The organism is Actomonas aquatica (assembly GCF_019679435.2).
GTDB classification, from domain to species: Bacteria; Verrucomicrobiota; Verrucomicrobiia; order Opitutales; family Opitutaceae; genus Actomonas; species Actomonas aquatica.
The window spans coordinates 4,460,001-4,480,126 of record NZ_CP139781.1; the positions used below are offsets into that span (position 1 = coordinate 4,460,001).

Genomic DNA, 20,126 nt, shown 5'->3' on the forward strand with positions numbered 1-20,126 from the left:
AAAAGGTGAGAGAGGATTCCAATTATTGGACGCAGATTGAGAGTTACATCAATACCCGCACGGGCACGGACTTCAGTCATTCGGTATGTCCCGATTGCTACAAGGCGGTGGTGTTGCCGGAGTTGGAAAAATTGAAGGCCGATGCGGCCAAAGCGCGGGAGGAAGAAGCGGCGCGGGCCGCTCAAGACAGCGCGTCGTCTGAAGCGCTTTAAGCGATCCTTCATCTCATGGACGAAGCACGGGTATCTCGACTGGAAGAACGAATTGCATGGCTGGAGCGCCATGTATTGGAGCAGGACAAAGTCATGCTTCAGCAGGGGGACTTGGTCAAAAAATTGCGGGACGAACTTCTGACGATGCGGGAACGGGTTGGCGGGCGTGAAGTTCCGCTGGATCCCAACGAGCGGCCACCGCACTATTGAGTTTGGTCCATTTTCGGGGCTGGGGTTAAAGTCGGCGCGGCATTGCCAACGAAGGCGTGGCCCTCTGGGGCCCCCCTTCCCGGTCGCTTGGCGGAGAGGCCCTTTTCCCACTCACGCTGTTTCCTCGGCTTTCCGAGACACGTTCGCCAGCGCAGGGGCTCGGGCGTGGAGGTGATCCGCGGTGTTGGAGTGGGGCTTCTGGGCGCGAGGCGCCGCTCTTTTGGCAGCCGGTTTGGCAGTAGCATGTCTTATCGCCTGGATCAGGCATGCGGGGCGAAAACGTAACATTACATTGCTTGGCGAATGTGACGTGAAGGTTACGCTGTCACAGCAACGTAACACTTAACCCTGAGCCGACCATGAACCTCAAAAAAATCTTCTTCCCTCTTCTCGGTCTCGCTCTTGCCACCGTCGGTTCCGCAGCCGACGACGCCAAGGCGACCACGGGAGGCGTCACCAAAGTTGCCCACATCGCGGGCATGGACAAAGCACCGACGGTCGTTTCCCAGACCGCCCCGGTTTATCCGAGTTATTTGCGGGAGCGCGGGATCCAAGGGATTGCCACGGTCGAATTGCTAGTGGATTCGACCGGTCGTGTGGTGGAGGCGAAAGCGGTCCGTGCCACGGTCCCAGAGTTCGGCGTCCAAGCGGTGGCAGCTACAAAGCAGTGGACCTTCGCGCCGGCAGAGGCGGAAGGACAACCGATTGCGGCGCGCATCCAAGTTCCCTTCGAGTTTGTGATGCCGCAAGTAGCGGCTTTGGAGAGTGATAGGTAACCCTCCTCTCCCAGTCTGTCTGTATTCGGAGCGTCCACCTTTGGTGGGCGCTTTTTTTGTGGGTTTGTGTGGGCGTGCGCTTGGGCAAGGGGCTCACGCGGATGCAATTAGTGCGAGTGCTGCGACTACGCGGTTCCCGCACTTGTCTTGTCGAGGGGAGTCCTTTTGTATTCCTCGCTCGGCCCATTCTAGGGCATTCCACTCAACCTGACATGGCAGAACCAACTCAAAACCTCGACGACCTGTGGGAGCTCAGTGAATTGGAGCAGCGAATAGCAGCCCGTCCGATTCCGGAGGACATGGAGCGGTTGGCGGAAAAGTATGATCAATTTGGGTGGACGAACGAGGCGAACTCATTGCGCAAGCGCGCCTCCGATGCCCGGGCGAATCCCAGCAAACGCGAGGCGGTGCGACTGGTCGGCCCTTTTAACCCGATGGTCCTCTTGGAAATTCTGAAAGTTTTACACCTGACGAAGAAAACCGGGGAGCTGTTGCTGGAGTCCACTTCAGGGGTGACGGCTGCAGTCACGTTGGTCGATGGCGTGTTGGTCGACGCCCAAGCTGAGGACGTTCAACCCGGAATGCCTGCTTTACGTGAGGTGCTGGGTCTTTCTGGAGGGCGCTACCAGTTTCTCCCAGGGACCATGCGGGTAGCGTTCCAAACCTTACCTTCGGATAGTGCAGCTTTGTTGCTCCAGTTGTCCGATGAGTTTTGCGGAGTCTGAGCTCACGCCTCCGAGCCGAATCTATCAGCCATGGCCAATATACTTGTAGTCGAAGACGACCGCGCCACCGGGCAACTCATGCTTACGTTGGCCGAAAGCATGGGGCACACCTCCGCTCTCGCGAGCGATGGTGAGTCGGCACTCCGACTCGTGCGTGAGAGCCAGCCTGACATGATCATCTCCGATGTGCTCATGGAGCCGATGGATGGCTTGGAGCTGTTGGAAATTGTGCGGCGGGAATTTCCGGCAGTGGCCGTGGTCCTGTTTTCGGCTTCTCGCGATCCGGAGGTGCAGGTGCGGGCCCTGCGTTTGGGCTCCGTGCAATTCCTCGCGAAGCCCTTGAGAATCGAGCAACTCAAGAAGGTGCTGGAAAAGACGCTCGCAGATCGAGCTTCGGCGGCGGCTGACTCTGCGACCACGAGTGCCACCCTGAAAGCCCCGGTGCGTGAGATCACGGTCGAAGGTCTGGAGGAAGCGTTGCGCCCCTATCTGCCGGGGCCCCGCCTGCGTGATCAACGGTTTCGTTTGGCGCGTCTGGCCAAGGTTCGCAACCGCGTGCTGGTGGAGGCCGCGGAAGGAGTTTTCAACACCGACATGCTGGCGCTTTTGCACCGGCATTCGCATCGTGCGGCCGGACCTCTGGAGGTGATCAATTTTGCCAACTGTGAGTTGGACAATTTGACCGCGGAGTGGACCCAAAACGCCCACGCGTGGCTGCAGCGCTTCTCCGGCGGGACGCTTGTGTTCCTGCAGATTGAGAAACTGCCGCTGCACGCCCAGGGCTTGTTGGCGGACTTGGTGCGTCGGGTGCAGGATGTTCGCATCGTTGCCACCACGAGGCGCGACCCGGACCAACTGCTGGCGGAAGGCAGTCTGAACGAGAGCCTGTATTTTCGCCTGTCGCTGTTCTCAATGCGGGTGCCGCCGGTCTCCGAGTTGGGGTCGGACATCACGGAAGTGCTCTTGGATGCGGTGTGTGCGAGTTCCAGCTACAATCTCGCAGGTCGACCGGATTACGAGGGCGCGGCCCGCGAGGCGTTGGCGGCCTATTCTTGGCCGCGGAATTACTCGGAGCTACATCAAGTGGCCGACTACATCGCAGCCCGTCTGAAGCAGCCCCGGATATCGTTGGCGGAGTTGCCCGAATCCGTCGCGGCAGCGCGTTGGCCCTCGCTGGGAGAACACGTCAAAGAAGCCCTGAAACTGCACGTGGATCGAGTGGTTCGAACCACCAGTGACGCGGCTCGAGCGGCGGCGGTGTTGGGCGTGCCGGAGAGCCTGTTGCGAGCTCACCTTGAAGAGCCCAACGATGCGCTCTTGGCCGCCTTGGTAGAGCCGACCAGTCGCCCGAGTCTTCAAGCAATTACGCCGAGTTACGAACGCATCCTCATCGTGTCGTCCGACGATCTTTGGCGCACCTCGGCTGTCGCGATGGCCGTGCGTCCCGACCGCCTTGTTTTGGGGGTGCCGGATGCGCTGGCGGCGGTGTCCACCCTGCTCAATGCCCCGGAGTCTTTCGACCATGTCTTGATCGCGCCGCCGCTCGACGTCTTTTCCCCGGGAGAGATTGGTCGCCAGTTTCGCCGGATTTGCCCGGGCACCACCTTGGGATTGCTGGAAGCGTTTCCAGAACCGGAGGACTGTGAGCCATTCCACGAAATCTTTGATCGCCCGGACGACGGGGACCGGCTGGAGCGCCTCTTGGGGCTCATGCGCGACTACCGGGAAAAACACAGCGACGGTCGATCCGGCTGATGCCACCGCCCGACGTATTGCGCCTCATTTGCCATGGCTGCTGCACCCATTGATTTTTTTAACCGCTACTCTGGCGAAATCGAGCGCGAGCAGGTTTACGGAGAAAAGTGGCTGCGTTGGGCCTACGAAACGGGTCTGGGCCGTGCGACGACGGCCATGCTGCTGCGCCGGAAGTTTTTCTCGTGGTATTACGGCATGCGCATGGATCGCGTTTACAGCGGCAACAAGGTCCTGCCGTTCGTCGTCGATTACGATCTGGATGCCGACGAATTCGGCAAACAGGCGTGGGAGTATAAAACCTTCAATGAGTTTTTCGCCCGTAGCCTGAAGCCGGAGGCGCGTCCGATCGCACCCGGTGACGATGTGGCGGTTTTGCCGGCCGATGGCCGCCACTTGGCCTTCCCGGATGTCGACGCGGCGGACGGGTTTTACGTCAAAGGCTCCAAGTTCACGCTGGCCGAGCTCTTTGGCAGTGCGGCGGCGGCGGAGCCGTTTGCGGGCGGCAGCATGCTGATTTCGCGCCTCTGCCCGGTGGACTATCACCGCTTTCATTTCCCGGTCGAAGGTGTCCCGGAGCTTTCGAGCCTCATCAAGGGCTGGCTCTATTCGGTGAGCCCGATCGCGCTGCGCCGGCAGGTGCGTTACCTCGTCGAAAACAAACGTATGCTCACGCTTATCGAGTCGCCGCAGTTTGGGCAGGTGGCGATGTTTGAGGTCGGCGCGACCTGTGTCGGCACGATCAAGCAGCTGTTTGTCGAAGGCCGCACGAACGTGAAGGGCGAAGAAAAAGGGCTGTTTAAGTTTGGTGGCTCCTGCGTGATCACGGTGTTCCAGCGGGGGCGGATCACGTTGGCCGACGACTTGGTGGAGCACAGCCGGGAGCACCGTGAGGTTTACGCCAAGATGGGCGATGTGTTGGGCCGGGCGGCTGCTCAGAGCTGACCTGGTGCGGATTCACTGAAATTCTGGTTTTGCCTTTAGGAGGCGGAGCCGCAGAGCATCTTAAGCTGCTCAACTGCTCGGGTGGTGGAATGGTAGACACGAGGGTCTTAGAAGCCCTTGCCGTAAGGCGTGCTGGTTCGAGTCCAGTCCCGAGCACCAATGAGTTACGTAAGATTTCAAGTTTGAGATTGGCTGGTCCTATACTGCGCTCCTATACTGGAGGGCATGAAGGTGAGATCAACCAAGGTGCCGAACCTCGTCGTAACGGAGGAAACCGGCGTCTACTACGCTCGGGTTCGGGTGGCCGGGAAGCTCCGCTGGAAGTCGCTTCAGACAAAAGTTTTCTCCACTGCGAAGCTCCGCTTGAAGGACGAGGAGACGAAGATGCGGGCAGGTGCCATCGGCACCAACGAAGACGTCGGCGCGAAGCTCACTTTCGAGGACGCCTTCAAGCGCTACCGTGCGGCGGTGAATGCGGACGCGAGCCTCAAGCCGGCAACGAAACACTTTCGCCTGCGTTCAGAGCGCACCCTTCGTCGCACCTGGCCTGAACTCTGGCAACGTGAGCTGCGTCGCGTGAAGTCCGACGACTGTCGGCGATGGCTGAACGATTTTCGCAATGGCGGCGCGGCCTTCACTCCCAAGCGGGCCAAGACAAAGCGCCGGGGCGACAGCCCGACCACGATCAACGCAGCGATTCGCTTTCTGCGCGCCGTGTTCAATGTCGGCGTCGAAGCCGGCGTGATGTATGCCAACCCGGCCGATGCGCTCGAAACCGTAGCGCCGCGTCGCAAACTGCTCCAGCTTCCCAACCGCGACCAGTTCGCGAAGCTGGTCGGCGAGATCCGGGCCGCGCATTCCCGTTGGGGGCAGGGCCCTGGCGATATGGTTGAAGGCCTGGCCTATACCGGCGCGCGGGTGGGCGAGGCGCGACGCATGATCTGGGCACACGTCGATGAGGAGCGCGGCATGGTCACGATCCCCGGAGAAAAAACCGAAAGCGCTCCTCGCGTTAATCCGATGACGCCCGCGTTCCTGGACCTGATTCAGCGGATGAAAGAGCGTTACCAGCCTCGCCCGATCGATCCCATTTTTCAGGTTCGCTCGGTCCTCGGTTCACTTCGGGTTGGTTGTGAGAAGCTCGGAATTCCCAAGATCGACCATCACGATCTACGTCACCTTTTCGCGACGACCTGCATCGAAAGCGGGGTGGATGTCTTGGTTCTATCCAAGTGGCTCGGCCATAGCGACGGCGGTGCGCTCGTCTTACGAACCTACGGCCACCTGCGTCCGGAGCACAGCACCCGCGCGGCGAAGCTGGTGGATTTTGCGCCGCCAGCAGGGTGACTCAAATCCTGTGCCAATTGATTTGGGAGAAAGTGGTCCACGAAGAACCAGAGGCGGTCCTCACGAGATCCGGATAGTCTGACGGCGTCATGAAAAATCCTGAACAAAACCTCCTCCCCAAGCTTGGTTACTCCCGCGAGGAAGTGGCCAAGATACTCGGTATCAGTGTGGTCTCGATCGATCGACTGGTTCGTCGTCGCCTACTGCTTCCGAGTCGTGCAACCCGTCGGCCGCTCTTTCCTGCTTGGGAGATCGAACGCTTCCTGCGTGAGACCCAAGTGGCGGCTTGATTTCGATTGCGGCATGGGCGGCGTGCGGCGTTGCCTCCGCCCATGCCCCCTCCCGCCAAAAACCGACTCGGAGAGATTCAAGCGCTCCGGGATCTGCTCACGGACAGTTCCTGCCGCGGTCTCGCCAGCGAGATCCGCGTGTTTCTGAAAGTTTTATACACGCTACCGTCCGTGAAAGATTGGCTGGAGTGGTTGATCGATTCGGATCGGCTCGATGCTTGGAAGCGATTGGTGGACCAGGCGGACTCATCAGCACTGACGGAGCTGGAGTTGCCCGACTATGTCGCACGTCAAGTCGCCGGCGATCCTGCCTCCGTGGGCATGATACCTTCCTTCGCCGGACTGGCTGAGCGGGAGGTGATGACGATCATGCGTTTCGGCGGGCGCTACAACTCGCGCATCGGGATCGATGGAGCGCTCGCTCTCTTTGCTTTGGAGAAGGTTGCCAAAGAGGGAAAGGAGTTGCCGGCGTATCTCATGCTTCCGGTCCTTCGGACCGTATTCCGTGCCTGCACGCAGGGAGGGGCGAGTGGATTTCGATCAATGTCCAGACTGTTTGAACGAAGTCGGAGTGGAGCAGAGGGCCACTCGGGATTCGAAGAAAAAGACCTGTGGATGTGGCAGGTTCTCGACTATCTCCTGGGTCAGGAATGTGAGGAGTATTCGGCCAAAGAAATCGCTGATTCCTTTCCGGAGGGGCTCAAAGTTTACCCGGATCGAGCACAGATCGTCAGTTTTTGCGAACGGTGGGGGTGTCGGTGTCGTCCGACGTAAATTCTTGAACGAGAAAGGGTGAATCGACGTTTTTACATTTGTGGATAATTTATCGACAAAGCGTTGATTAAAAAAACGTTGCGAAAGGGCTTAAACGTCGTAGCGCCATTCTCCCATGAGTCTCAAAGCATACAGACGGCAGCTTGGTTCCTCGATGGCAGACTACTCCTATTTGATCGAGCTGATCGCGGCCGTTGACAGAGAATACACCGACGCTGGAGAGAGGCTCCAAAAATCCTTTGGCCTATCCCTTACCCTTCGGGAGACCAAGAAGCGGCTTATGGAAATGGTCGTTTCCGCCGGTAAGCGTATGATCCTGGTGACAGGATTCAAATCCGGCTTCGCGTTGTGGCCGGATGAAAACGCGACGGCCAAGGGTTTGATTGATGCGCTCCTTCGGCGGTCAGAGGCCGAAGACGGGAAGGGTAGCGACAACGCCAGTGTCGGCGGCGTGAGCTTGGCCGATCTAGAGCATCTGACCCCGGATCAACGAAATCGATTGTTGGCCTTTCTGGTCGGCGAGGTGCTCTCCATGAACATGGCGCTGCGGCAAAGCCTGGAGCAGACGATCGGAAAGGAAGTAGACCTGAACCAACTCAAGAAGACGTTCCTGCAAAAGCTGCAAGAAACCCCGCAATGGGCATTTGGCGAAACCGTTTTGGCCACCCCGAAGCAGAGCCAGAGCAACGGCTATCGACACCGTTTCTGACCTATCCATTGGTTCAGGAATTTTTCTCGGGAATCCGAAACGGATCTCGCCGGAACTAACTGCCCGTTCGCGTGCTCGCCGTTGCCAAAATGCTGATCCTTTACCGGTCCAGGCCAACGCAGCTTCAGCGCATACCGAGTCCGTCGACCACGACGGAATAGCGCTGGGGGCGTATACGTGGATGGGACTGAACGATCCTCGTTCAGCGTGCATCACCACTCACCGAGCCGAGTAGCCCTTTGGCTTCTTTGAGCCACTCCAGAGTGCGGGAACTCCAAGAAAGCCGACGGCGAAGGTCCTTCATTTCGGATTCATGCCAGTTCACGAGCTTGGCGTGATTCAGAATCCGGCGTCGCAGGCTTTGGGTGGCAGGAATCAAATCCAGTGTTTCTTGCAGCCACTTCAGCTCCACGTCGTTGATGGGTTGGCCCCCAGTTTCGCCTGTGTTTTCCGAGTCGGGATTTCCTGGGTTCTGCGCGACGACTTGCGACCGGCGAAAATTGTAGACGAGGACCTCACGGAGCCGGCTGCAATCATCCTCGGCTCGGTCGAATCGTTTGAGGCGCGCCACAGTGACCTTGCTCTCGGACAGCGTCATCGCGAGACGCACCCGCACACACTCCGCGGCTTCGATCGCATCTCGGAAAGTCAGCGCCGACGATCCCCGCAAACATAGCAGTGCTGTCTCCGCTTGCTCGCGCGTCGACCACCGCGGCACCGCCTCGCCTTCGGGATCTCCGAATTCTGGTGCATGGCGCCAATAGTAGGGACCGAAGAGTCGCTCCCACTCAGCGCCAAGTTCAGGCGCCGGCTTCAGCGGTTCCTCGCATTCCAAATCAATGCGGTCGGGTGGGCCTTTCCGGCTCATGAGGCTCGACGAATCAAGGATGCTGCGGAGTCCGAAAGTCCCAGCTTACCCTCGGCATGCGTCGCGATCCGCTTGAAAACCTCCGACGTCGGCGGCTCCTTCGCCAGCGTGGTGAATGCGGCGACAGGCTCGTTACGCTTGAGGGCGACAGGTTCGGAAACCAATGGCAGTCGGTGATAGTTGCAGGCCAAGCGAAGCCACTCGGGAGGCGAGGTTTCCCAGAGCAACAGCGTCTTGACCGCGTCCCGTTCAGAATCGGACCAAGGAAGAAGTTCCGATTCCAACCAGACCTGCTCCCGCATGTAGCGAGTGCTGTATTGGAGCTGCACCATTTTTCGAATCCACTGGTCGTATTCGACGCAGGGGAACACCATCGAATCCGCCGCCATGCCATCTCGGCACCATTCGGCAATCCCACGGAGTAGCTCATGGTGAAACCCATCGACCACCGGCAGATCGGCTTCTGCCTCCGCCTTGAGCTTCCGGCACGATTCAAGTGCTTCCGCTCTTGGAGAGGGAAACCCTACCTCGGCATGGGTAAGCTCCAATCGGGTCTCGATCAAATCGCAGGTCCCCCAAAGGCGCAGGATCTCCTTTCGAAAGGGAGAAAGGATTTCGAGCACCTGATGTGCTTTGGGCTCATGCTGGCGTTTACTGCTCATTGTTCAGGTGTGCGAAAAAGTGAAGTGATGGATTGCCGACTTGCTTCCGGTTCCCTCGGATTCGTTGATCGACTCTCACAACTGTGAGATGTGTGGTCAAGGCATACTCACAATAGTGAGATCCGTGTGACCGAACTCGACCGTCTCACGCGAGACCTCCACACGCGCATTGCCAAAGCCATCCGCCAAGAGCGGGTTAAAAGGAACCTCTCGATGTTGGCCGTTGCCGAGCAGGCCGGTCTTTCCCAGCAAATGGTCAGTTACGTCGAGCGAGGTATCCGAAAGCCCTCCCTTGATACCTTCGTGCGCCTCGCCCACGTGTTGAGGCTAGACCTCAGTCAGCTATTTGAAAGTGACGGCAAGCGCCGCAACAAGGCCTAGGAACCCTGCCGAATTCGATCAGTCGATGTTCAGCGCGTGGTGGTTACGGGGTTCCTTTTGGGTTTCAATGTCCCTCATTTGTCCCCCCGGCGAATGCCCCCCTGACCCGTAAATCGCGGTGTTCGGGAGCAAGCAGCCGCCCCTCAGCGCACCCCAATTGCCGCAGATCGAAACCGGCGAACGCACCGGCACCCGGAAAGAAGTAGCGGCTGGGGCAGTGAGCCACCAGATCGCCAGCGGCACCGCAGCCAACGTCGCTGGCCTGCCTCGTCCGCGCGGTTTCCATCAAAGGCGACAGCGGGGCGTATTCTGCGGGAACGATCAACGAGTTCCGCCTGCGCTCCCCGATCCAGCTCTACTGACCAGCGGCTATCCCATTCGCAACCAACTCGCGAACGCTGCTTTCCATTTTGAGGTGCGGCGATTAGTGGGAGGAATATCTTTGGGCGGGGCTCCCTCTCCGAGCGTCAGTCTAAGGTGCCAAGGTCTGGCGTCTTTATGTGGCGTGCCTTTGTCTAGGAGCATTTTTTGAAGGCGATTGTGGACAAATGCTCGCCAGATCGGATACCGTATGTCTTTACGGTATCCGCGATTCTATGGCAGAGTCCCTAACCAGCACCCAATCCAAGGTTCTCGCCTTTGTTGAGCAGTCAACGGCTCAAAACGGTCATCCACCCACGATGAAGGAAGTGTCGCGTCACTTCGGCTGGTCTAGCACGTCAACGGCTCAGCAGCATCTTGGTGCTCTCCAGAAGAAGGGTCGGCTGGACCGCATACCGAAGAGTCCCCGTTCTCTGCGTGTAACCAAGCCACTGCGACCGACCAGAGTAGACCAGACCGTAGCCGTGCCGCTAGTGGGACGAATCGCTGCAGGCGTGCCGATTTATGCTCTGGAGGAAGCCGAGGAAGTCCTTCCGCTGCCGCGAGCATTGTTTCATGGCAGCAGTCTTTTCGCTCTTCGCGTGAAGGGAGACAGCATGATGAACGCGGGCATATTTGACGGCGACATCGCGGTCTTACGTGCGGGGCCAGAGTTCTCGGACGGCGACATTGCTGCAGTCATCGTGGACGAAGAAGCCACTTTGAAACGCGTCTTTAAAACTAAGCGAGGTCTCCGTCTCCAAGCCGAGAACCCGGACTTCGCTGACCGCGTCGTTTCTTCAGACCAGATCAAGCAATCCTTCCGCCTTGCAGGCGTATTGGTTGGGACCATTCGCCGATTTACCTGACCATGACGGCGACGCTTTCCAAAAAGGATGAACGGCTGGCCGATGCATTGAAGGCCTATGGGTGCCCAGGTATTGTTTCGCTGCGAAACAACCAAAAGCACTCGCCCGATCATGTTCCTTATCTCGACTTGCTGTCGGACCAAGTGCAGGCAGAGGTTTCCCGGCTCCCTGATGCTGTGGCGGAATTTCAGGGAAAGCCCGTAATGTATCTACTAGATGCTGAAGCAGGCGAACCTGATGCATTGGAGCGAATCAGCCTTCAGCAGCGTCTCGCGAATCGTGGCGATCATGCAGTTTTAGCCGTTGTTCGGCCGGGGGAGTTGGTCATTTATCCACTGAATCTCGACCGTAGGACCTTGAATGAGAAAGGCATCGGGCGGCCTATTCGGGCTTCCGACCCCCGCGCGCCATTTTTATTCGACCAGATCGCCACCGGCTCGCCGTTCGGTCTTGAGGGCCAGTCCAAGGCTTCTGACCCCGTGTTTGAAGAGATTAAGTCGCTGCTCGATAAGGCGGTGGATGAACTGGTGATCAAAAAGGGCCTTGATGGTCTGGCCGTGCTCTCGATGACGGGCCGTGCGCTCTTCTTTCGGTTTTTGGTGGATCGCGAGATCGTGACGGACGACCTGATCACGGACATCTGCCCGGCGGCGAAAAGTGATCCCAAGGAATTCAGGCTGAGGCGGGTATTTTCAAACCCGGAACGAGCGGCTCAGACGTCGACTTGGCTCGACATCACCTTCAACGGAGACCTCCTGCCATTGATAGATTCCCTGCCGTTGGATGTTTCTGAAGCGAAACGCGCCAAAGCCTATGGGGAGGTTTACCAAAAGGCAGGTTTCGACTCCGCAAACAGCGTCTTTGAACACTTGGAGGCTATTTTGCGCGGCTGGGAGGCAACAAAGGGCCGGCTATTGCCCGGCATCATCGACTGGGACGAACTCAACTTCCGGCACATTCCTATCGGCGTGCTGAGCCAAGTATACGAGAACTTCAGTCATCGGGTGGACGACCTCGAATCAAAAGCCCGGTCTGTCCATTACACGCCACGAAGTCTTGCCAAACTGCTTGTGGATGAAGCTTTGGCCGGGTTGGACACACCGGCACACAAGGCCAAGATCCTCGACCCGGCCTGCGGGGCTGGGGTATTTTTGGTTCTCGCTCTTCGGGAATTGGTGCGCCGGCGATGGGCGGCTGACAAGGCGCGGCTAGGAGACTCGGTTCGTCGCCCGAGCAAGCAAGTCATCGAAAGCATCCTGCACAATCAAATCCGAGGCTTCGATGTGAGCGAGTCTGCTCTCCGGCTAGCTGCCCTGGGTCTTTATGTGACCGTTATTGAATTAAACGAGATCACCACGCCACCGTCCGCCCACCACGCTACCAAAGCCCTGCAAGGGCTTGTATTGTTCGATCAACGCACAGCTGAAGAGCGCACCCAGACAGGTTTTGTGCTTGGCAGTTTGGGCGACGCTGTAGATCGCAAGGAATTCGACGGTGAGTTTGATGTCGTAGTGGGTAACCCGCCGTGGAGCGTCGTGAATGACCCGGAGCGAAGCGAAGCTCTGGATCGGGCGGGAACCGAGGCCGCCAAGCGTGTTTTGGCAACGCGCGGGTTGGATGATGTGGCCACATCTTACCGCAATCCTGGGGGAGTGCCTGATCTTCCTTTTCTCTGGCGTGCCGCCGAGTGGACGCGGCCTGGAGGGTTCGTGGCTTTCGCAGTGGATGCTCGGTTCATTCTCAAACAAACCCCAACGGGGCTCGCTGCCAGAAATGCTTGGTTCCAAGCAATGCATGTCACGGGCATCTTGAATGGCTCTGACCTTGAAAAGACGAACGTTTGGGCCTGCCACGACCAACCATGGATTCTAATCTGGAGTCGGAACGAAAAACCGGATCTGGACTCTGCTTCTTTTCACCTCGCCACTCCAGTGCGAGAAGATGAGCTCGCCGGCCGAGGTGAGTTCCGCCTCGATTACAAGTCCGCCTATCAAGTCACCTCTGAGGCGGTCATCGAAAGCCCTTGGCTATGCAAGGCGCTCGCCATCGGTAGCACTTTGGATGTGCAGGTGATGCAGAAGCTCTGCAAAGCGGCAAACAAACGATCCATCGGAACTCTTTGGCAACATGACGAGCCAGTGAGTTGCCGAGGCTTAGACATCAGACCTTTTAGATTGGATAAATCCACCAAACGGCCGCGCCCGTGTCCCGTTTGGCTGGTCGATCTGGAGGTGTTCGACGGTGAAACACCGGACCTTTTGAGCAACGGGCGCTATCCGACATATCGAGAGCGCCACGGCGAGTTTGAGCCCAAACATACGAAGTCAGAAAACAATTTCAGAAGCCCTCTTGTTTGCATCAGCCGTAGTCCAGGCGAGACGCGCGACGATGCAAAATCCTTCCGTCTCCCAAGGCGCAAAATAGCATTTTCGAAGAACTATTTTGGATACACGACCTATTGGCACAAAGATCCGGACCTGTTGTGTGCGCTGTTGCATGTTATAGCTCACAGTCGGCTTTTTCAGCACTTTAGCTACATGCGAAGCGCTCAAGTGGGTGCCCGTAAGCGCATCCTGGACAAGTCAGACATCGACGCCTTCCCGTTTCCTGAGATTGAAAAACTGAGTAATGAGCAGCGGGCAGAGGCTCTCAGGCTTGCAGACTTACTGGATTCACATGGCGAAAGAGATTGGAAGGCGTTGGATGCGTTTGTTGGCGACCTCTTTGGCCTCACGAAAGCGGAGCAACAAATCGTATCCGACACCGTAACTTTCAACGGCCCCTATGCTGTGGTTCGTCAGCCAGCCATGCGTTCAGTGCCGGAAGAAGAGGCCAATGCTTTTGTCCGCACCTTAGAGCGGGCGATTCAACCGTTCTTTAAATCTGTGAGGCAGAAAGTGAAGGCATCGCTGATTCCACGGTTGGAGGGAGACTGGCGGCAGCCGTGGGCCTTTGTGACTTTGCTCGTGGACGGCGACGCATGGGAACCATCACCCAAGCTCATCGCCAGCCTTGTTGCTGAAGCGAGCTCCAGTGCTGCGAGCCGCGTTGTCATGCCGTTGCCCGAAGGTGGCCTTATTCTCGGTCTTTTAAATAAACGCCGGTTCTGGACACAGAGTCGGGCACGACTTTGCGCCCTGCACATCGCCGAAGAGCATCTGGAGCTGTGCTTCCCCCTGCCTGCCCGGAGATGACCGCCGGTTTCTTCACCCGTGCCTACCAAGTGCCGCATCCCCGCCTCAAGGAGAGGTGGATCTATGCCATCCACTTGGCGCTGGTGAGGGCGTTTGAAATGATCCGGGCCGACGGGTTCGATCTTTCTTCCGCTGATGAGGACGGCATCTCAAAGCAAATCGAAGAGATGTTTGAGAATCATCGGATTCGAGATGATGGCGGCGAACTGGATGTCAGTTTCATCCGTAGTGTAACGAGGGAGAGCGCAACAGCCAATCACGACGAATCCAGTATCCGCCGAAAGCCAGACCTCATCTTCAAGCTGAACAGAGAACTGCGCGAGACACACAATCGCGTCCAGGACGCGCTGTTCGCCGAGTGCAAACCTGTCGGCCGGGCGCATCCTCTACGCGATCATTACTGCGCCGTCGGGAAGAAGACTTCGGGAATCGAACGCTTCGTTTGCGGAGCTTATGCCTCGGCGATGGAACAAGGAATGATGATCGCCTACGTGCGAGACGGTTTTCAAATAGACCGAGATCTTGCGGATGCTTTGGCACTTCCCAAGACCCACGTTGGTCTCGGCGAGCCGACAGCTCTGACCTGCGTGATCGAATCAAACAGCAAGGAATGCCAAGGCCTTCACCTGACCACCCATCAGCGTCTGTTTTCATGGCCTCGCGGCAAGCCAGCCACTCCCATCGAACTCTACCACTCGTGGCACGAGTGTGGTTGATAGGAGGTCTTAAAACGAGTGGCGTTGCACGAACGGGGCCCCGTTTGCTCGCCCTGACAGTGACAGTTTGATCACGATTGACTGATTATGCGGTGCGGTGAAGTGCGCGTTCCACAACCGCTTCCTGAGTGACATGAGATGGACGTTTGTGAATGTGGATGTGCTGGCCCAAGGCACTGGTGGGGGCCGGCTCGCCTGCCGGTGAAGAGACGGCGAATATGGCGGCTTGATTGTCGGAGAAGCGCCGCCACCAGCTGCTGGAATAGCGAGGATGTTTCGTCGCAGAAACGGAGTCCTCAGGTCCTGTCGAGGCGAAGGAGCGGATGCTCAAAACCAGCAACTTTGAGCGTGGGATTGCGTTGCGTGCGACACGGGGTTGCACGGGCGCGTGAACGTTCTCACAACATCGCGATTGCCTCTAGGGGGAGTTTTCTGAGAATTCCTCTATGGGGTTGTTGAAGCGCTACCTTGAGCGTCAGCAGGAAGAGGGATGGAGTTCTGTTGGGGACAAGTATGTCTGCGCAAAATGCTTCTCAGACTACGCCATCTCCGATTTCGTGGAGTCGCATCCGGTCAAATGTAGCTGTGATTATTGCGGCAAGATCTCAGATGAGCCCCTAGCCGCGGAAATGGATGAGGTGCTATCTTTCATCGCCGGCGGTATTAACCGTGAATACGACATCCCCGAGAATTGCCTGCCGTGGGATGGTCGTGAAGGTGGATGGCAGATTGTCCAGCCGACAGATGGCTGGGATTTGGTAACTGATGGTGGATGGGTTAATGAGGATTCGGACGGGTGGGAAAAATTGCTGGAAGACCTTCGCGGCTCGTTTTCTGACAACGCGTATGTGCAGCGAGACCCGCTCGATCTATCACACAGTGAGCGTCTTGCGAGCTCGTGGGGAGCGTTCTGCCACACTGTGAAGCACCGGACTCGATTTGTGCTTTTTAAGCTTCGACGGACAAGGAAGCCGAAGCACACTTACTACCCGGACGACATGGAAGGCGTTCCGGTTTACCAGATTCTGGAGCAAATTGGCTGGCTCGCTCAGGATCTAGATCTCGTCCGGCATCTACCCCGAAAGAAGGTTCTAATTCGTGCAAGACAGCACGAGGCTGGAGTGCTACCAACCACTGCCGCCGATCTCGGGGCACCGCCATCTCACATGGCTAGTCAAAGCAGGATGAGCCCAGCGGGAATATCGATGTTCTACGCAGCCGACGACGAGCGGACTGCGTTTCTCGAAACCTACGATCCGGCTGCATCCGTTAAAGTAGAGATGAGTTTTGCGACTTTCGAAACTGCCCGAAAATTAAGGATACTAGACCTCACCGCATTGCCCCTCGTGCCGAGTATTTTCGACGAATCCCAATACGAGCGGCGGCATGATATTCTGTTTTTTCACGAACTAGCTCGCGACATTTCAAAGCCGATTGCCCGGGATGGCCGAGAGCACTACGAATACGTTCCGACCCAAATTGTCGCCGAGCATTTCCGCTCGGTTTTTCGGGATAGGCGCAGACCTATTGATGGAATCGCGTTTCGGAGCAGCCGTAAAGGGGCGGGCAAGTCTTACTGTCTCTTCACCGGTCCGGAAGGTTGCGATGATAGATTTCGGGACAAGCAGGCGGCCAAATTTCCGTGGAACAAGAAGCACAGATTTGTTGTGCTCCGAAACGTAGTCAGAAAGTCGGTTGTGAGTTGCATCTCGGGTTCCCAAAGTTAGTTCGTCACGTTTGGTAAAGCTAGAGGCCCCACCTCCCGCAGTCACATTGTGCGGTTTGATCAACCTGAGACCGGGGGCAAATACCTGGATATTTTGCCACTCCCGTTCGTGAGATTTTGGCTGTTTGTGGACTAATTCCTCGCTGGATTATTCGCATCGTCCGGTGGCCGTTTTGGCGCGCGGAACGGTGCTCAAAACCTATCCGCCGGTGCCGCGGTGGGCGACCGAAGTGATGCCGGATTAGGCCCGCGCTGGGCGATTTGGGTATTTTCCCCGACGCTGATCCGCTCCGTTTTTGAGCGGAAACGGGCGATATTGGTGGCGCAAAATGGACGCCGATTGCGGCGCCAATTGTGCGTCGTTGCGGGCCCTAATGGGCACAGTTTGGGCGCAGACTTGGGCGATTTCGCGGCCACAATTGCGGGGTTTGATGACGAATTGCGCCGATTCTTGCGGCTGATTGGAGAGGCGCGGAAGCCCTTGAAGGGCGCGCGGATTGATCGCGGCTTCGGGGGCGTGAAGACAGGAGGAATCGGCTTGCCATCACGAAGTTAAAAATCATAATTAACCCAATGTTAGTTAGTTATGATTTTATGGAATACGATCTTCAATGAGCCTGAGTGCTCACAAGTGGTCTGGGGGAAGCTCCGGACGGTGCTTTTTTCGTGTCCTTACAGCGTAAGGGGTAAGGTGTCCTTAACCATGGGGAAACGTGACCACGTTTCCGTCCTCTCAATGCGCGAATGCGCACGGTGACATGATCCGGCCTGGAATTCAGCGCAGCGTGAAAGTGGCGAGCGGTTACTTCCGCGAGCACTTGAAGGTCGGAGACTACTACACAGAGAAGTCGAATGTTCGCGGCGAGTGGTTCGGCAGTGGCGCCGCGAGATTGGGTTTGGTTCACGGCGTGAGTGAACGCGGGTTTCAACGCATGTGTGAGGGCAAGGATCCGCGCACGGGCGATCGATTGATCGCGCGCTTGAACGGCTTGCGAGTCGAACAGGGACGGCGCTGTCCAAACCGCCGCGTTGGTTTTGATTTTGTTTTTAGTCCGAGCAAGGGTGTGTCCGTGTTGGCGGAGTGCGGAGACGAACGGGTCAAGGCCGTCCATGACGACGCGGTGAAGGTCGCGTTGGGCGAGCTGGAGAAGTTTGTGGCGACCCGAGTTCGCCGGAACGGGGCGAACGATCGGCGAATGACCCAAAACTTCGTGGCCGCGCTGTTTCGACACGACACCAGCCGCGAGGGAGATCCGCACCTGCACACCCACGCCTTCGTCTTCAACGCCACGTTTGATGGCGAGGAAGGGCGCTGGAAGGCCTTGGAGCCGTCGGACATGTATCGGGCCCAGCGCTATGCCGATGCCTGCTACCAGCACCGGCTGCGTGAGGGACTCCTCAAGCTGGGGCACATGTGCATGGTGAAGGACGGTCGCGTGGAGGTTTGCGTGGTCACGTCCGAGACCGCGGAGAAGTTCTCCAAGCGCCATGCCCAGATTGACGAGATTGAGAAGGCCAACGGTGTTGAAGCGGCGACGCCGGCGGAACGCTACCAACTGCGGGAAAGGATCGCTCGGGAGTCGCGGGCGCAAAAGGACCGGGATCAGAGTTTGGACGATTTGAAAGCGCGTTGGCTGGCAGAGATGACGCCGAAGGAGCGTGATCGGCTGGCATTTCGTGCGTCGCGCAGGGAACTCGAGTTTACGGAGATCAGAACGAGCGTGAAGCGGGCCATTGATGTCGCCGAGGCTCATCTCTTCGAACGGAACGCGGTGGTGCACGACCGGGACTTGGTTGCGCACGCATTGCTGTCAGAAAGCGGACGCTTTTTATCGACGAAAGCGTTGTGGGCGGAAGTCAGAGCACGGCCGTATGTTCGCGATGAGTTGAATCCCGAAAGGATTTCATTGGCGGGTCAGTCGAAGATCGAACGGGAACTCGTTGAGCTCGTTGATCGGACCCGCGGTCGTCACGACGCCATCAATCCCGATTTCCTCGGATTAGACCCGCGTTTGGATGCCGAGCAGGCTCACGCGGTTCGCGCGTTGTTGGAGTCGCGGCATGGCACCAACGTGCTTCGCGGAAAGGCCGGCACGGGGAAGAGCTTTACGCTGAACAATGTCGTCGCTGGTGCCCGCGCTGGGGGTCGTGATGTTGTGGTCGTTGCGCCGCAGAACCAACAGGTCCGCGAGTTACAACGCGATGGCTTGGAGGCGCGCACGGTCGAGAGCCTATTGATGAAGCGCGATCTTCCGCATGGAGGCGTTCTGATTGTTGATGAAGCCGGCCAGTTGAGTGCCCGCCGCATGGTCGACCTGGTGAGGCTTTGCGCGTTGAAGCAGGCCCGATTGATTCTGTCAGGAGACACGCGACAGCACGGCGCGATCGAAGCCACGGACGCGTTGAGTTTGTTGGAGGACCGGGCCTGCCTTCCGACCGTCGAACTCAGTAAGATTCGCCGGCAGGATCCGACCCGCGGAAACACCGCGACCGAGCGACTCGCGATTCGAAGCTACCGTGACGCGGTCGCTGCGGCATCGAATGGAGATACGCAGCGTTCTCTCCGGCTTCTGGAGACGGAGAAAGCCGTAATCGAGGTCACGGAGCCGGCGCGGGTAGCCAAAGTGGCAGAGGCGTATGTCCAAGCCACTGAACGCGGCGACAGGGTGCTCGCGATCGGCCAAACGTGGAACGAAGTGAATCAATTGAACCAAGCGATTCGCGCAAATCTTCAGTCCTTTGGTAAAGTTTCCGGCTCGGTCGAATTGGAAACGCTGCAAAACCTCAATCTTACCCTTGGGCAACGCATGGAACCGGGAACCTATCAGCATTGCCGGGACCTCGTGTTCGTCCGCAGCTACGGCCGTTTCAAGAAAGGCGAGCGCGTCGAGGTTGCCGGAGCCACAGCACAAGGGTTGCGGCTCATGAAAAACGGCAAGGAGACCGTAGTCGGCTACTCGAAGGCGGATCGATTCATGGTCGTCCGGCCGCGACGGCTGAAGGTCGGGGTGGGTGACCACCTACAGCTCAAATTCAACGGCAAGTCCGAGGAAGGGCGCACACTGGCCAACGGAGAGCTCGTGCGGGTCGAAAAGGTCCAGTCAGACGGACGACTCGTCGTGCGCGACGACAGCGGCGTGCGGAAGACCCTCGGAGCCGACCAACGGATCTTTAACCACGGCTACGCTGTCACGTCTTACGGCTCCCAAGGCAAGACCGTCGACACCGTGTTGTTCTCCGATGCCGGAGCGGCAGGCGCCACGAACCAAAAGCAATGGTATGTCACGATCTCCCGCGGCCGCCGCCAGGCAAAAGTCTTCACGAGCGACCTAGCCAAGCTCAGAGAATCCATCCAGCGCGACGGCGATCGCGACTTCGCCCTCCAAGAGCGACCGATCAGCATCCAGCCCAAGCCGGCACCCACAGTGGTGCCAACAATCGCCAAGGAAGAGGACTTCGATGCGATGCAGGCATCCCGTGAACGACTTCAGCGATTCAAGCGCCATCAGTTCGTTCGAAACCACATCGCCCGCCAACAGGCTATCAAACGCCGACTCGGTCCTCGGCCTTGATGGCAGTGAAATTGGCAAGGAAATTGGAACGCCATCGG

18 protein-coding genes and 1 tRNA gene (1 of these 19 only partly in view) are annotated in these 20,126 nt (G+C 58.0%); 17 read left to right on the forward strand and 2 right to left on the reverse strand.

Annotated elements, in window-relative coordinates:
* The 11 genes from K1X11_RS16985 to K1X11_RS17035 all read left to right on the forward strand — a co-directional run.
* Window positions 1-212, forward strand: partial view of a response regulator gene (locus K1X11_RS16985; RefSeq protein ID WP_225919746.1) — the final stretch only. It extends 424 nt beyond the left edge of the window; 212 of the gene's 636 nt are visible here — the last part of the coding sequence; its start codon lies off the left edge, out of view; its stop codon occupies window positions 210-212.
* A gap of 15 nt (window positions 213-227) precedes the next feature.
* Window positions 228-422, forward strand: a complete 195-nt coding sequence (locus K1X11_RS16990; protein ID WP_221033257.1) for a SlyX family protein — start codon at window positions 228-230, stop codon at window positions 420-422.
* Window positions 423-781: 359 nt separating this feature from the next.
* Complete coding sequence (locus K1X11_RS16995) at window positions 782-1,198, forward strand: energy transducer TonB (protein WP_221033256.1); 417 nt, start codon at window positions 782-784, stop codon at window positions 1,196-1,198.
* A 212-nt stretch (window positions 1,199-1,410) separates the two neighbouring features.
* Window positions 1,411-1,923 (forward strand): DUF4388 domain-containing protein, encoded by a 513-nt coding sequence (locus tag K1X11_RS17000; RefSeq protein ID WP_221033255.1) that lies wholly within the window; start codon window positions 1,411-1,413, stop codon window positions 1,921-1,923.
* A 30-nt stretch (window positions 1,924-1,953) separates the two neighbouring features.
* Complete coding sequence (locus tag K1X11_RS17005) at window positions 1,954-3,678, forward strand: sigma-54-dependent transcriptional regulator (RefSeq protein WP_221033254.1); 1,725 nt, start codon at window positions 1,954-1,956, stop codon at window positions 3,676-3,678.
* Window positions 3,679-3,711: 33 nt separating this feature from the next.
* The gene (gene asd / locus K1X11_RS17010) at window positions 3,712-4,620 is read left to right on the forward strand and encodes an archaetidylserine decarboxylase (protein WP_221033253.1); all 909 of its coding nucleotides are present in this window, start codon (window positions 3,712-3,714) and stop codon (window positions 4,618-4,620) included.
* A gap of 75 nt (window positions 4,621-4,695) precedes the next feature.
* Window positions 4,696-4,779 (forward strand) — tRNA-Leu (locus tag K1X11_RS17015).
* A gap of 66 nt (window positions 4,780-4,845) precedes the next feature.
* The gene (locus K1X11_RS17020) at window positions 4,846-5,967 is read left to right on the forward strand and encodes a tyrosine-type recombinase/integrase (protein WP_221033252.1); all 1,122 of its coding nucleotides are present in this window, start codon (window positions 4,846-4,848) and stop codon (window positions 5,965-5,967) included.
* An 89-nt stretch (window positions 5,968-6,056) separates the two neighbouring features.
* A complete protein-coding gene (locus K1X11_RS17025) occupies window positions 6,057-6,257 on the forward strand; it encodes a helix-turn-helix domain-containing protein (protein ID WP_221033251.1) in 201 nt (66 codons plus the stop codon).
* Between the two features lie 42 nt (window positions 6,258-6,299).
* The gene (locus K1X11_RS17030; RefSeq protein ID WP_221033250.1) at window positions 6,300-7,031 is read left to right on the forward strand and encodes a hypothetical protein; all 732 of its coding nucleotides are present in this window, start codon (window positions 6,300-6,302) and stop codon (window positions 7,029-7,031) included.
* A gap of 115 nt (window positions 7,032-7,146) precedes the next feature.
* On the forward strand, window positions 7,147-7,740 hold the full coding sequence (locus tag K1X11_RS17035; RefSeq protein ID WP_221033249.1) for a hypothetical protein: 594 nt from the start codon (window positions 7,147-7,149) through the stop codon (window positions 7,738-7,740).
* Window positions 7,741-7,942: 202 nt separating this feature from the next.
* Here K1X11_RS17035 and K1X11_RS17040 read toward each other — a convergent pair whose 3' ends face one another.
* Window positions 7,943-8,608 carry a hypothetical protein gene (locus tag K1X11_RS17040; protein WP_221033248.1) on the reverse strand — a complete coding sequence of 222 codons (666 nt, stop codon included), beginning with the start codon at window positions 8,606-8,608 and terminating at the stop codon, window positions 7,943-7,945.
* Entirely contained in the window at window positions 8,605-9,270 is a 666-nt protein-coding gene (locus tag K1X11_RS17045) for a hypothetical protein (RefSeq protein WP_221033247.1), read from the reverse strand. Before K1X11_RS17045 ends, K1X11_RS17040 begins: the two co-directional genes overlap by 4 nt.
* 126 nt (window positions 9,271-9,396) lie before the next feature.
* Here K1X11_RS17045 and K1X11_RS17050 point away from each other — a divergent pair, with 126 nt between their 5' ends.
* The 6 genes from K1X11_RS17050 to mobF all read left to right on the forward strand — a co-directional run bounded on the left by K1X11_RS17050 (window position 9,397) and on the right by mobF (window position 20,088).
* Entirely contained in the window at window positions 9,397-9,651 is a 255-nt protein-coding gene (locus tag K1X11_RS17050) for a helix-turn-helix domain-containing protein (RefSeq protein ID WP_221033246.1), read from the forward strand.
* Between the two features lie 596 nt (window positions 9,652-10,247).
* The gene (gene lexA, locus K1X11_RS17055) at window positions 10,248-10,880 is read left to right on the forward strand and encodes a transcriptional repressor LexA (RefSeq protein WP_221033245.1); all 633 of its coding nucleotides are present in this window, start codon (window positions 10,248-10,250) and stop codon (window positions 10,878-10,880) included.
* Window positions 10,881-10,882: 2 nt separating this feature from the next.
* Window positions 10,883-14,074, forward strand: a complete 3,192-nt coding sequence (locus tag K1X11_RS17060) for an N-6 DNA methylase (protein ID WP_221033244.1) — start codon at window positions 10,883-10,885, stop codon at window positions 14,072-14,074.
* Window positions 14,071-14,790 carry a hypothetical protein gene (locus K1X11_RS17065; protein ID WP_221033243.1) on the forward strand — a complete coding sequence of 240 codons (720 nt, stop codon included), beginning with the start codon at window positions 14,071-14,073 and terminating at the stop codon, window positions 14,788-14,790. The genes K1X11_RS17060 and K1X11_RS17065 overlap by 4 nt, the downstream gene beginning before the upstream one ends.
* Window positions 14,791-15,236: 446 nt before the next feature.
* On the forward strand, window positions 15,237-16,517 hold the full coding sequence (locus tag K1X11_RS17070) for a HEPN-associated N-terminal domain-containing protein (RefSeq protein ID WP_221033242.1): 1,281 nt from the start codon (window positions 15,237-15,239) through the stop codon (window positions 16,515-16,517).
* 712 nt (window positions 16,518-17,229) lie between these two features.
* A complete protein-coding gene (mobF, locus tag K1X11_RS17075) occupies window positions 17,230-20,088 on the forward strand; it encodes a MobF family relaxase (protein ID WP_221033241.1) in 2,859 nt (952 codons plus the stop codon).
* Window positions 20,089-20,126 lie beyond the last annotated feature (38 nt).

Excerpts from the sequence above, each read along its gene's own strand:
- K1X11_RS17035 (WP_221033249.1), top strand. The coding sequence starts at position 7,147 with ATGAGTCTCAAAGCATACAGACGGCAGCTTGGTTCCTCGATGGCAGAC.
- K1X11_RS17005 (WP_221033254.1), top strand. The coding sequence starts at position 1,954 with ATGGCCAATATACTTGTAGTCGAAGACGACCGCGCCACCGGGCAACTC.
- K1X11_RS17045 (WP_221033247.1), bottom strand. The coding sequence starts at position 9,270 with ATGAGCAGTAAACGCCAGCATGAGCCCAAAGCACATCAGGTGCTCGAA.
- K1X11_RS17025 (WP_221033251.1), top strand. The coding sequence starts at position 6,057 with ATGAAAAATCCTGAACAAAACCTCCTCCCCAAGCTTGGTTACTCCCGC.
- lexA (WP_221033245.1), top strand. The coding sequence starts at position 10,248 with ATGGCAGAGTCCCTAACCAGCACCCAATCCAAGGTTCTCGCCTTTGTT.
- K1X11_RS17020 (WP_221033252.1), top strand. The coding sequence starts at position 4,846 with ATGAAGGTGAGATCAACCAAGGTGCCGAACCTCGTCGTAACGGAGGAA.
- asd (WP_221033253.1), top strand. The coding sequence starts at position 3,712 with ATGGCTGCTGCACCCATTGATTTTTTTAACCGCTACTCTGGCGAAATC.
- K1X11_RS16995 (WP_221033256.1), top strand. The coding sequence starts at position 782 with ATGAACCTCAAAAAAATCTTCTTCCCTCTTCTCGGTCTCGCTCTTGCC.
- K1X11_RS17060 (WP_221033244.1), top strand. The coding sequence starts at position 10,883 with ATGACGGCGACGCTTTCCAAAAAGGATGAACGGCTGGCCGATGCATTG.
- K1X11_RS17000 (WP_221033255.1), top strand. The coding sequence starts at position 1,411 with ATGGCAGAACCAACTCAAAACCTCGACGACCTGTGGGAGCTCAGTGAA.
- K1X11_RS16990 (WP_221033257.1), top strand. The coding sequence starts at position 228 with ATGGACGAAGCACGGGTATCTCGACTGGAAGAACGAATTGCATGGCTG.
- K1X11_RS17065 (WP_221033243.1), top strand. The coding sequence starts at position 14,071 with ATGACCGCCGGTTTCTTCACCCGTGCCTACCAAGTGCCGCATCCCCGC.
- K1X11_RS17070 (WP_221033242.1), top strand. The coding sequence starts at position 15,237 with ATGGGGTTGTTGAAGCGCTACCTTGAGCGTCAGCAGGAAGAGGGATGG.
- K1X11_RS17030 (WP_221033250.1), top strand. The coding sequence starts at position 6,300 with ATGCCCCCTCCCGCCAAAAACCGACTCGGAGAGATTCAAGCGCTCCGG.
- K1X11_RS17040 (WP_221033248.1), bottom strand. The coding sequence starts at position 8,608 with ATGAGCCGGAAAGGCCCACCCGACCGCATTGATTTGGAATGCGAGGAA.